Raw genomic sequence first — 11,141 nt, forward strand, 5'->3', positions numbered from 1 at the left:
TTCATTGAACGTCATTCGCGCCAGGCAAGACTATCCCATTGGGCCAGGCCCTCACTAAAACAGGATTACTCATGTCCTTTGCTTCCCTCGGTCTCTCCGAGGCTTTAGTCGGCGCCATCGAAGCCGCCGGCTACACCGAGCCTACCCCGGTGCAACAGCGGGCCATTCCCGCCGTGTTGCAAGGTCGCGATCTGATGGTCGCCGCACAGACAGGTACTGGTAAAACCGGCGGTTTCGCCCTCCCGATCCTGGAGCGGTTGTTTCCCAACGGTCACCCGGACAAATCCCAGCGTCACGGTCCGCGCCAACCGCGCGTACTGGTCCTGACCCCGACCCGCGAACTGGCGGCCCAGGTCCACGAGAGCTTCAAGATCTACGCTCGCGACCTGAAGTTCGTCAGTGCCTGCATCTTCGGCGGCGTCGGCATGAATCCCCAGGTCCAGGCCATGGCCCGCGGCGTCGACGTCCTGGTCGCCTGTCCCGGCCGCTTGCTGGACCTGGCCGGCCAGGGCAGCGTCGATCTGTCCCACGTGGAAATCCTCGTGCTGGACGAAGCCGACCGCATGCTCGACATGGGCTTCGTCCATGACGTGAAGAAGGTCCTCTCCCGCCTGCCCGCCAAGCGCCAGAACCTGCTGTTTTCGGCGACGTTCTCCAAGGACATCACCGACCTGGCCGGCAAGCTGTTGCACAACCCGGAACGCATCGAAGTCACGCCGCCGAACACCACGGTCGAGCGTATCGAACAGCGTGTGTTCCGCCTGCCAGCCAGCCACAAGCGCGCCCTGCTGGCGCACCTGATCACCACCGGCGCCTGGGAACAGGTGCTGGTGTTCACCCGCACCAAGCACGGCGCCAATCGCCTGGCCGAATACCTGGACAAGCATGGCCTGCCGGCCGTGGCGATCCATGGCAACAAGAGCCAGAACGCACGCACCAAGGCCCTGGCCGACTTCAAGGCCGGCGAAGTGCGGATCCTGGTTGCCACGGATATCGCCGCCCGCGGGCTGGACATCGATCAGTTGCCCCACGTGGTCAACTTCGAGCTGCCGAACGTCGATGAAGACTACGTGCACCGCATCGGCCGTACCGGTCGGGCCGGTCGTTCGGGTGAAGCGATCTCGCTGGTCGCCCCGGACGAGGAAAAGCTGCTCAAAAGCATCGAGCGCATGACCAAGCAGAAGATCCCTGACGGCGACCTGATGGGCTTCGATGCCAGCACCATCGAGGCCGAGAAGCCTGAAGTGCGCGAGCGTCCGGACGTGCGCAACCCGCGCAACGCCCGTGGCCCGCGTGGCGACGGCCCGAACGGCGGTGGCGGCGGTCGCAAGGACAAAGGCAAGGACAAGGGCAAGGAAAAACCCGCCGGCAGCCGTGGCGAACGCCCGGCTCGCGAGCACAAGCCCCGCGAAGGCACGCCGGCCCGTGAGCCTCAGCGCCAGATCCCTCGCGCCGCCGCCGATCGTGCCCCGGATGAATTCCTGGACGACGATATCGACAACTTCGGCAACCGCGTCGACTACGTGCCACAGCAGAAACCGCCTCAAGGCCGCGGTCGTCGTCCAGGTGCCCCGGCACAAGGCGCGGGCGGCCAGCGTAGCGGTCAGTCGCAAGGTCGTCAGAACGGCCCTCGCAACAGCAACGGCTCGTCCACCGGTACTCCACCGGGCAAACGCAGCGGCCCACGCAACGGCGCGCCCCGTGACGGCCAGGCCCGTCGCGAAGACCGCCCTCGCCGCCCGGCCCGTGACGACCAGTCTCGCCAGGAACCCGCCGTGCAGAACCCGCGCAGCAACCAGCCGAAGATCATGCACAAGGAATCGAAAGCCGATCGTTTCCCGACGCCTGAGCAACTGGATCAACTGCCAAGCCGTCCGCGAGGCGAGAAACCGGCGTTGCTGACCCGCAATCGCTGAGTTTTCCCGTGAATGGAAAATGCCCCTTGGTCTCGCGATCAAGGGGCATTTTTGTTGAAGCACCCAAACTCTATGGGACCAAATTCCTGTGGGAGCGAGCTTGCTCGCGATGAGGCCGCATGGGTGAACATCTCTGTTGGCTGAACCACCGCTATCGCGAGCAAGCTCGCTCCCACAGGGGGTTGGGTCGCATGCAACAGTTTCATACGGCAATAAAAAAACGCCCCTGACCGCAAGGCCAGGGGCGTTTTTTTATCAGGCGCGAAGGTTACTTCGCTTTGACACCTTCAAACGAAACGTACAGCTCGACCGCATCGGACGATGGGCCCAGGTCTTTCTGCTTGCCGAAGTCGGAACGCTTGATGGTGGTGGTGCCTTCGAAACCGGCACGGTAGCCGCCCCATGGATCCTTGCCTTCGCCCAGGAAGGTAGCCTTGACCACGACCGGCTTGGTCACGCCCAGCAGGGTCAGGTCGCCAGTGACGTCGGCCGTTTCCTTGCCATCGGCGTTCTTGCCGGTGGACTTGACGCTGGTGGAAACGAACTTGGCGTCGGCAAATTTGCCCGCGTTCAGGAAGTCGGCGCTGGCGATGTGCTTGTCGCGCTCGGCGTGGTTGGTGAACACGCTGGCAGTACGGACATTGAATTCGATCTTGCTGTCTTCCGGCTTGGCGGCGTCGAAACTGAACTTGCCGTCGATGTCCTTGAAGGTACCGGTGATGTAGCTGTAGCCCAGGTGGCTGATCTTGAAGTCGACGAAGGCGTGCTGACCTTCCTTGTCGACCACGTAATCGGCAGCCATGGCCTGGCCGGCGGACAGCAGGGCGGAACCGATTGCCAGGGCGGCGAGCGTCTTTTTCAACATGTTTTCTATTCCTTTGGAGTCGAGGTTGAACATCAGGCTTGGCGCCCCAGCGTGCGCTTGAGGGTCGCGTCACGGTCGATAAAGTGGTGTTTCAATGCTGCCAACGCATGGAGGCCGGAAAAAATGACCAGCGCCCAGGCCAGGTACAGGTGAATCTCGCCGGCCACGTCTGCCTGGTCAGGCAGTCCGGACACCAGCGCGGGGACTTCAAACAGGCCAAACACCGGGATCCCGACACCGTCTGCGGTGGAAATCAGGTAACCGGCAATCATCACGGCGAACAACCCGAGATACAGGGCACTATGGCCGAGCTTGGCGCTGACGCGGGTCAGGCGACCATAGGTTTGCAGGGTCGGCGGCGGTGGGCTGACCAAGCGCCAGATCACCCGCAGCAACATGACCGCCAGCAACACCAGGCCGATGCTCTTGTGCAAGTCCGGCGCGTCTTTGCGCCAGGTGCTGTAGTAGTCCAGGCCAACCATCCACAGGCCCAGCGCGAACAGCCCGTACACCGCCAGCGCTACGCCCCAGTGCAAGACGATGCTGACCCAGCCATAGCGAGAAGAAGAGTTGCGTAGCTGCATTGCTCATATCCTGTAAAAACTGCGATCAAGATAGCCGCTTATCTATCGAATTAAAGCGGAAAATTTCGCTTTGAAATATCGAGAAATACGATCATCAGTTTGGTTGGGGTCGGTTAAGGAAAGATTAACGGGAAAACAGGCTGTGATATCAGTTTGACCGGGACGGCCTCATCGCGAGCAGGCTCGCTCCCACAATGGCCCGTGGTGACTGGCCGAACGCGGTCCCTGTGGGAGCGAGCTTGCTCGCGATGGCGTTCGCACAGGCAATAAAAAACGCGGCTGACTCGCCGCGTTTTTTATTGACTCGCCTTACTGAGCCTTGGTCTCAGTCGCTGCCGGTGTCGTTGCAGCCGGCTTGGCCGCGGGCTTCTTCGCCGGTTCAGCCTTTTTCACCGGGGCCTTGGCCGCGGCTTTTTTCGCCTCGGGCTTGGCCGCGGCTTTTTTAGCCGCAGGTTTAGCCGCCGCCTTCTTGGCAGGTTCAGCTTTCACCGGCGCCGCAGGTTTCGGCGGCTCTACCGGTGCCAGGGCTGGCGCAGGTGCTGGAGCAGGTGCCGGCGGTGGCGCTACCGGCTCCGGGGCCTTGACCGGTTCTGGCTTCTTCTCGTCATCGGAGCCACCGAACAGGTTGCTGAAGAAGTTGCCCTTCTTCGCCGCCACCGCACCGGCCGCTGCTGCGGTCGCCGCCGGGGCAACCTTGGCAGGCTCGAAGGATTTGCCGGCCGCCAGGTCTTCAACCTGGCTGGCTGCCCGTTGACCGCTGCGCAATGCGCCTTCCAGGGTGCCTGGATACAGGCTGTCGGTGTGTTCGCCGGCAAAGGCTACGCGCTGCAACGGTTTTTCCCACAGCCGCCAGTATTTGCTGATCTGGCCCGGGCCAAAGGCCAGGTACGAGCCGCCCATGGACGGATCGGTGCTGTAGCGACGAATCTCATACCCGGTAAAGGCACCACGGGCCTGTGGATAGAAAGCGTGCAGGCGGATGAGGACCTGGTCGACCATCTGTTTGTCGCCGAACGCCTGCATCACCCGGGCGTTATCGCCGGAAAGGTTGATGACCACGTTGGCGCCGCCCTTCAGGGCCGGCTCGATCCACATCATGCCCAGCCCGGTGTTGCTGTAGATCTCACCGGACATGCGCGCCTTGCTGTCCCAGACCGGGGTCTTGAACTTGAGCATGATCTGGTCGCGCCAGCCGTAGTTGGTGCCCTTGATCGCGCCCTGGTGCTGGGCATCCAGGGCCGGGGTCAGCTGGATCTTGTTCAGGGCGCGCAACGGCACCGCCAGCACGACGTAGTCCGCCTGGTAGCCGACGCTGCCGACCTTGACGGTCACGCCGTCCTTGTCCTGAGAGATCGCAGAGACCGGCGAGTTGGTTTTGATGGTTTTCAACTGTTTGACGAACGCCTGGGCCAGCACCGGGCTGCCGCCCAGCAGGCGCGAGGCCCGCAGGTCACGGTCGGACACACCACGATAGACCCGGCTCTGCTGGGCGAAATACAACAGCGACAGGCGCGACGGTTCGTCAAAACGGGTACGGATTTCCTGGTTCACCAGCTGCCGCGCGGTGGCCGGTAACTGCAAACGGTCGAGCCAGTTGGACACGGTGATCTGGTCCAGTGAATGCAAGGTGCTGGTGGCGGCCGGATTCAGCGGATCGTCAATGGAACGCGCCAGGTCGTCCAGGGTGGTTTCGTAGCGCTTGAGAGCCTCGGCCGTGGCGGGTTGCTTGGTCGCCAGGTCGGCGGCGGTGAAGTAGGTGCCGTCGATCAGGTAGCTGGGGGTGCGCACGAATTCCGGGGCCGGGGTGGTGCTCAGCTTGAAGGTCGAGACATATTTGTTGAGCACCGGCTGAGTCTTTTCATTGCCGATCCATTCGCTGGTGGCCATGCCCGAGCGTCCGCCCAGGTCCTGCTTGGCTTCCAGCAACGTCACCGCCCAGCCCTTGTTCTGCAATTCATAGGCCGCCGTGAGGCCCGCCAGCCCGCCACCGATGACAATCGCCGTCGGTTGTTTGTCCTTGGCCAGCGCCGAAACGCTGAACAGCCCTATCATCACCAGCGCACAGGCGCGCAGCCAACCAGCAGACATTCAGGGAACTCCGGTTTTAAAGCGTAGGAAATTTCGGTTTCGAGCCAGTCGGCCCGCGGTTTTTCGAGCCAGTCGGCCCAGGAACGGCGAAGAATACGTCAGCCATCAAAACGCCGCCAGCGACGTCTATCGCCTGCTCCAAAGTAGCGTGATCGACACAATGGGTTGTCCCCTGGGCCGGCATTGCATAGGCTTGCGCGATTGTTTTGCCCGCGCCCGCCGCGAGCCACCTCGAGGAGACTGTACATGGGCCTGAATAACCAGTGGATGCAACGAGACCTCGCGGTGCTGTGGCATCCCTGCACCCAGATGAAAGACCACGAACAGCTGCCGCTGATCCCGATCAAGCGCGGCGAAGGCGTGTGGCTGGAAGACTTCGAAGGCAAGCGCTACCTCGACGCCGTCAGCTCCTGGTGGGTCAATGTGTTCGGCCACGCCAACCCGCGCATCAACCAGCGGATCAAGGATCAGGTCGACCAACTGGAGCATGTGATCCTCGCCGGCTTCAGCCATCAGCCCGTGATCGAACTGTCCGAACGCCTGGTGCAGATGACACCCGAAGGCCTGACCCGGTGCTTCTACGCCGATAACGGCTCATCGTGCATCGAAGTGGCAATGAAGATGAGCTTCCATTACTGGGCCAACCGTGGCTGCTCTAACAAGAAGCGCTTCGTCACCCTGAGCAACAGCTACCACGGCGAAACCATCGCGGCGATGTCGGTGGGTGATGTGCCGCTGTTCACCGAGACCTACAAGGCGCTGCTGCTGGACACCCTCAAGGTGCCGAGCCCCGATTGTTACCACCGGCCCGAAGGGGTGAGCTGGGAAGAGCATTCGCGCACGATGTTCGCTGCCATGGAGCAGACGCTCGCCGAGCACCACGACAGCGTCGCGGCGGTGATCGTCGAACCGCTGATCCAGGGCGCCGGCGGCATGCGCATGTATCACCCGGTCTATCTCAAGTTACTGCGCGAGGCCTGCGACCGCTACGGCGTGCACCTGATCCACGACGAAATCGCCGTCGGTTTCGGGCGCACCGGGACGATGTTCGCCTGCGAGCAGGTCGGGATCACCCCGGATTTCCTGTGCCTGTCCAAGGCCCTGACCGGCGGCTACTTGCCGCTGGCGGCGTGCCTGACCACCGACGAGGTCTACAGCGCCTTCTACGACGACTACCCGACCCTGCGCGCCTTCCTGCATTCCCACAGCTACACCGGTAACCCGCTGGCCTGCGCGGCAGCCCTGGCGACGCTGGATATCTTCGAAGAAGACAACGTCATCCAGAACAACCAGGCTTTGGCCCAGCACATGGCGAACGCCACCGCGCACCTGGCCGATCATCCGAACGTGGCCGAAGTGCGCCAGACCGGCATGGTGCTGGCGATCGAGATGGTCAAGGACAAAGCCAGCAAGACCGCCTATCCCTGGCAGGAGCGACGCGGCCTGACGGTGTTCCAGCATGCGCTGGAGCGTGGCGCGTTGCTGCGGCCGCTGGGCAGCGTGGTGTATTTCCTGCCACCGTATGTCATCACCCCCGAGCAGATCGACTTCCTGGCCGAAGTCGCCAGCGAAGGCATCGACATTGCGATCCGGGACAAGGTCAGCGTGGCGGTGCCGAAGGACTTTCATCCGGGTTATCGCGATCCGGGCTGACCACAGGTTTCCCTGTGGCGAGGGAGCTTGCTCCCGCTCGACCGGGCTGGCGCACCAGTGCGCAGCAATCGCAAGAAATGGGGCCGCTTCGCAGCCCAGCGGGAGCAAGCTCCCTCGCCACAAAAGCGCTCGATCAAAATAACAATGCCATCCCCCGATTCAACAGAGAACCAACATGAGACTGTCCCGCTTCTTCATCGACACCCCGCTGAGCCTCGGCGAACACGAGTTGCCCGAGGCCCAGGCCCATTACATCAGCCGGGTGTTGCGCATGGCCGAAGGGGACGCGGTGCAGGTGTTCGACGGTTCGGGTCAGGAATTCCTGGGTGTGCTGGCCGAAGTCGGCAAGAAGCAGGTGCGGGTTCAACTGAACGAGCAGTTCGACGGACAACCGCAATCGCCGCTGCACATTCACCTTGGTCAGGGGCTGTCCCGGGGTGAGCGGATGGACTGGGCGATCCAGAAGGCCACGGAACTGGGGGTGAACGAGATCACGCCGATTTTCAGCGAACGCTGCGAAGTGCGCCTCAAGGATGAACGGGCCGACAAACGCCTGCTGCACTGGCGCCAAGTGGCGATCAGCGCTTGCGAGCAATGCGGGCGCTCGACCGTGCCGGTGATCCATCCGCCGCTGCTGCTGGCCGACTGGCTGAAGCAGACCGAGGCCGGGCTGAAGCTGGTGCTGCACCCGGTGGCCGAGCCGCTGGTCAGCCATGCCAGGCCACAGATGTTGGCCTTCCTGATCGGCCCCGAGGGCGGTTTGTCGGAGGCCGAGGTCGAACAGGCCAAGTCCGCCGGCTACCACGCCGCCCGCCTCGGCCCTCGCGTGCTGCGCACCGAAACCGCGCCGGTGGTGGCCCTGGCGGTGGCGCAGCAGTTGTGGGGGGATTTCTAAAATCGGGTGGTTATCCCGTGTGGGAGCGAGCAGGCTCGCTCCCACACGGGTTTAGCGGTGTTCAGAGTACATACAGCACAATCGCCACAAAGTGCAGCAGGCTGCCAGCGATCACGAACAGATGCCAGATGCCATGGGCATGGCGCAGGCGGTTGTCGAGGGCGAAGAAGATGATGCCCACGGTGTACAACACGCCGCCCGAGGCCAGCCAGGCAAACCCGGCGCTGCCCAGGGCCGCCAGCAATGGCTTGACTGCCACCAGCACGATCCAGCCCATCACGGCGTAGATCACGATCGACAGGATGCGTGCTTCGGATCGCGGCTTGATCTCCTGCAGGATCCCGATCAGCGCCAGCCCCCAGACAATCCCGAACAGACTCCAGCCCCACGGCCCGCGCAAGGTCACCAGGCAAAACGGCGTGTAGCTCCCGGCGATCAATAGGTAGATCGAAAAGTGATCGACCTTCTGCATGATCGCTTTGCGGCGCCCGCGCACGCTGTGGTAAACCGTCGAAGCGCTGTACAGCACCAGCAAGGTGAACCCGTAGATCGCCACGCTGACGATCTTCCAGGGGTCGCCGGTCAGCCCGGCCATCACCACCAGCCACACCCCACCGATAAACGCCGCGATCGCCCCGACCAAATGGGTCCAGGCGTTGAGTCGTTCCCCGTGATACATCGAATCCTGATCCTCCATATCGAGCCAGCCGCCAAGACTCAGGCCTGCGGCGCAAAAGTGCAATGGCTTGCGGCGCGTCCACCTATGGGAGCAAAGCTTGCTCGCGATGGCGGCCTCACAGCCAATATCTCCATCGACTGAAACATCGCTATCGCGGGCAAGCCTTGCTCCCACGGGCTATTGAGGCACAATCAAGCGATACGACCAAGAGCCAGCCCCATGCTGATCGACGAAGAATTGACCCTGAAGAAACTGGAGGTGTTCCTGGCCTTCATGCGCACCGGGAACCTGGCGCGGGCGGCGACCGAGTTGCAGACCAGCAATGTCAGCGTGCACCGGGCGATTCACTCCCTGGAAAGTGCCTTGCGTTGTCCGTTGTTCAAGCACGAGGGCCGTAACCTGACGCCGCTGGAAAGCGCCTATGTGCTGGAGGAGCGGGCGCAGAAACTTATCCATGACGTGGTCGAAAGCGTACGCCTGACCCGCGAGGCCGCCGGTTTTTCCGCGGAGCGCTTCAAGCTTGGCTCGCTGTACTCGCTGACGGTCAAGACCGTGCCGCAGCTGATCATGGGCCTGAAGATCCGTCGCAGCGAACTCAACATCGACCTGATCATGGGTTCGAACATCGACCTGCTCTACAAGCTCAAGAACATGGAAGTGGACGCGATCCTGGTGTCCTTGGACGACAGCGTCAACGACCCGGACTGCGAGCACATCGCGTTGTTTTCCGATGACATCTTCCTCGCCACCCCGGCCGACTCACCTTTCGCCCAACGAAACGAAGTCGACCTGGCTGAGGTGCGCGACGAGACGTTCATCACCTTGACCCAGGGCTTCGCCACGCACCAGGACGGGATCCGGGTGTTCAAGCAGGCGGGGTTCGAACCGAAGGTGGCAATGCAGGTCAACGACATCTTCACCCTGCTGAGCATGGTCAGCTCCGGGGTGGGTTACGCATTGCTGCCGGGGCGGATCGCGGCGGTGTATGAGAACCGGGTGAAGCTGATCCCGTTGCAGGAAAAATACCGGTTGCAGCAGCACATCGGCGTGGTGTTCCTCAAGGCCAAGGAGCGCGACCCGAATCTGCTGGCGCTGCTGGCCGAGTGCCGGATGTATGCCAATCGCCAGGTTTGAGACCGTGGTGCCTTCATCGTCGGACCGCCGCCCGGAGCGGGCTTGCTCCCACATTGGATCGGCCATACTCATCAGCCGAGTACGACACCAACCTCCTGTGGGAGCGAGCCTGCTCGCGATGGCGCCAGTCTTTTCAATGAGGCTCGAAACCCTACCCCATCAATCCCCGCATGATCAGAAACAACAGCGAAGGCCCTAGCAGGCATCCGAGCGCCGTATAGAACGCCGCTGTCAGGCAACCATACGGCACCAGCTTCGGATCCGTTGCCGCCAGGCCTCCGGCTACGCCGCTGGAGGTTCCCATCAAACCTCCGAAGATTACCGCGCTACGGGGATTATCAAGGCCAATCAATGGCGCCACGAACGGCGTCGCCACCATCACCAGGATCGCTTTGATCAACCCGGCGGCAATGGACAGGGCCATCACTTCGGACGTGGCCCCAATCGCCGCACCGGTCACCGGCCCGACAATGTAGGTCACTGCCCCGGCACCGATCGTGGTCAGGCTCACCGAATCGGTATAACCGAAGGCCATCGCCACGCCAACGCCAGCGATGAATGACGTACCGACGCCGACGAACAAGGCCAGCACCCCCACGAAACCGGCGCGCTTGAGCTCCTCGACACTGACGCCGAACGCCGTGGCGACGATGGCGAAGTCCCGCAGCATGGCACCGCCCAATAGGCCAATCCCGGACAACAGCGGGATGTCCACCACGCCCTTCTGCCCGCCAGTCATTGCCCCGCCAATGTACGAGAGCACCAGCCCCAGCAGAATGGCGATGGCCGATCCGTGCAGGCGACCTCTGGTGAACGTATCGCTGATCCAGTAGGACACCCACATGGTGATGCCGACAATGGCGAAACCGCTGATCAGGCCGTAGCCGGTGATGACTTTCATCATGGATTCGTACATGGCAATCACCCGACCGTCTTGACGGAAACATCGGCCTGGGGACCTTTGTTGCCAATGCGCACCAGCACCGGCACCAACGCAAAGGCAACCACCACCGCAAGGGTTCCGGCCAGGATCGCCATCGGCCCGCCCTTGAGCGCTCCATAGACATTCTGCTGCGCCGCCATCGCCACCACGATGGGGATGTAGATGGCGCTCCAGAACTCCACGCCGGCTTCGGATTTACCCTTGAACAGCCCGCGCTTGGCCAGGTAACTGCCCAGGCCGATCAACAGCAGCATCGCGATGCCGACGCCACCGACGTTGGCCGGCACGCCGATCAATTTGCCCAGCAGCTCACCGATGAAAATACCCACCAGGGTACAAAAGGCCAAAAACGCCACACCGTAAATAATCATTGTCATAGTCCTC

The 11,141-nt window shown here is 62.4% G+C and carries 10 protein-coding genes; 4 read left to right on the plus strand and 6 right to left on the minus strand.

Features of this window, described 5'->3' with window-relative positions:
* The first annotated feature begins 71 nt into the window (after positions 1 to 71).
* Positions 72 to 1,916, plus strand: a complete 1,845-nt coding sequence (locus tag ACLEJQ_RS21280; protein WP_440798139.1) for a DEAD/DEAH box helicase — start codon at positions 72 to 74, stop codon at positions 1,914 to 1,916.
* A 268-nt stretch (positions 1,917 to 2,184) separates the two neighbouring features.
* Here ACLEJQ_RS21280 and ACLEJQ_RS21285 read toward each other — a convergent pair whose 3' ends face one another.
* From ACLEJQ_RS21285 to ACLEJQ_RS21295, 3 genes are all read right to left on the minus strand, one after another.
* A complete protein-coding gene (locus tag ACLEJQ_RS21285) occupies positions 2,185 to 2,781 on the minus strand; it encodes a YceI family protein (protein ID WP_440798141.1) in 597 nt (198 codons plus the stop codon).
* Positions 2,782 to 2,813: 32 nt separating this feature from the next.
* The gene (locus ACLEJQ_RS21290) at positions 2,814 to 3,365 is read right to left on the minus strand and encodes a cytochrome b (protein WP_440798143.1); all 552 of its coding nucleotides are present in this window, start codon (positions 3,363 to 3,365) and stop codon (positions 2,814 to 2,816) included.
* A 309-nt stretch (positions 3,366 to 3,674) separates the two neighbouring features.
* Positions 3,675 to 5,453, minus strand: coding sequence for a flavin monoamine oxidase family protein (locus ACLEJQ_RS21295; protein WP_440798145.1), 1,779 nt, complete (start codon positions 5,451 to 5,453; stop codon positions 3,675 to 3,677).
* A gap of 246 nt (positions 5,454 to 5,699) precedes the next feature.
* On the opposite strand from ACLEJQ_RS21295, the gene ACLEJQ_RS21300 reads away from it, so the two are divergent.
* Positions 5,700 to 7,106 carry an adenosylmethionine--8-amino-7-oxononanoate transaminase gene (locus tag ACLEJQ_RS21300; RefSeq protein WP_440798147.1) on the plus strand — a complete coding sequence of 469 codons (1,407 nt, stop codon included), beginning with the start codon at positions 5,700 to 5,702 and terminating at the stop codon, positions 7,104 to 7,106.
* A 175-nt stretch (positions 7,107 to 7,281) separates the two neighbouring features.
* Positions 7,282 to 8,001, plus strand: coding sequence for a 16S rRNA (uracil(1498)-N(3))-methyltransferase (locus ACLEJQ_RS21305; RefSeq protein WP_440798149.1), 720 nt, complete (start codon positions 7,282 to 7,284; stop codon positions 7,999 to 8,001).
* 61 nt (positions 8,002 to 8,062) lie between these two features.
* Here ACLEJQ_RS21305 and trhA read toward each other — a convergent pair whose 3' ends face one another.
* Positions 8,063 to 8,680, minus strand: a complete 618-nt coding sequence (gene trhA / locus ACLEJQ_RS21310; protein WP_440798151.1) for a PAQR family membrane homeostasis protein TrhA — start codon at positions 8,678 to 8,680, stop codon at positions 8,063 to 8,065.
* A gap of 219 nt (positions 8,681 to 8,899) precedes the next feature.
* Here trhA and ACLEJQ_RS21315 point away from each other — a divergent pair, with 219 nt between their 5' ends.
* Positions 8,900 to 9,814 carry a LysR family transcriptional regulator gene (locus ACLEJQ_RS21315; protein WP_440798153.1) on the plus strand — a complete coding sequence of 305 codons (915 nt, stop codon included), beginning with the start codon at positions 8,900 to 8,902 and terminating at the stop codon, positions 9,812 to 9,814.
* Between the two features lie 151 nt (positions 9,815 to 9,965).
* Here ACLEJQ_RS21315 and madM read toward each other — a convergent pair whose 3' ends face one another.
* Both madM and madL read right to left on the minus strand, forming a co-directional pair.
* A complete protein-coding gene (madM, locus tag ACLEJQ_RS21320; protein ID WP_440798155.1) occupies positions 9,966 to 10,730 on the minus strand; it encodes a malonate transporter subunit MadM in 765 nt (254 codons plus the stop codon).
* 5 nt (positions 10,731 to 10,735) lie between these two features.
* Positions 10,736 to 11,128, minus strand: coding sequence for a malonate transporter subunit MadL (madL, locus tag ACLEJQ_RS21325; RefSeq protein WP_440798157.1), 393 nt, complete (start codon positions 11,126 to 11,128; stop codon positions 10,736 to 10,738).
* Positions 11,129 to 11,141 lie beyond the last annotated feature (13 nt).

It is taken from the genome of Pseudomonas sp. SMV71 (genome assembly GCF_052042015.1).
GTDB lineage: Bacteria > Pseudomonadota > Gammaproteobacteria > Pseudomonadales > Pseudomonadaceae > Aquipseudomonas.

Coding starts and splice junctions, on each gene's coding strand:
- madL (WP_440798157.1), bottom strand. CDS start 11,128: ATGATTATTTACGGTGTGGCGTTTTTGGCCTTTTGTACCCTGGTGGGT.
- ACLEJQ_RS21315 (WP_440798153.1), top strand. CDS start 8,900: ATGCTGATCGACGAAGAATTGACCCTGAAGAAACTGGAGGTGTTCCTG.
- ACLEJQ_RS21295 (WP_440798145.1), bottom strand. CDS start 5,453: ATGTCTGCTGGTTGGCTGCGCGCCTGTGCGCTGGTGATGATAGGGCTG.
- trhA (WP_440798151.1), bottom strand. CDS start 8,680: ATGTATCACGGGGAACGACTCAACGCCTGGACCCATTTGGTCGGGGCG.
- ACLEJQ_RS21285 (WP_440798141.1), bottom strand. CDS start 2,781: ATGTTGAAAAAGACGCTCGCCGCCCTGGCAATCGGTTCCGCCCTGCTG.
- ACLEJQ_RS21300 (WP_440798147.1), top strand. CDS start 5,700: ATGGGCCTGAATAACCAGTGGATGCAACGAGACCTCGCGGTGCTGTGG.
- ACLEJQ_RS21280 (WP_440798139.1), top strand. CDS start 72: ATGTCCTTTGCTTCCCTCGGTCTCTCCGAGGCTTTAGTCGGCGCCATC.
- ACLEJQ_RS21305 (WP_440798149.1), top strand. CDS start 7,282: ATGAGACTGTCCCGCTTCTTCATCGACACCCCGCTGAGCCTCGGCGAA.
- ACLEJQ_RS21290 (WP_440798143.1), bottom strand. CDS start 3,365: ATGCAGCTACGCAACTCTTCTTCTCGCTATGGCTGGGTCAGCATCGTC.
- madM (WP_440798155.1), bottom strand. CDS start 10,730: ATGTACGAATCCATGATGAAAGTCATCACCGGCTACGGCCTGATCAGC.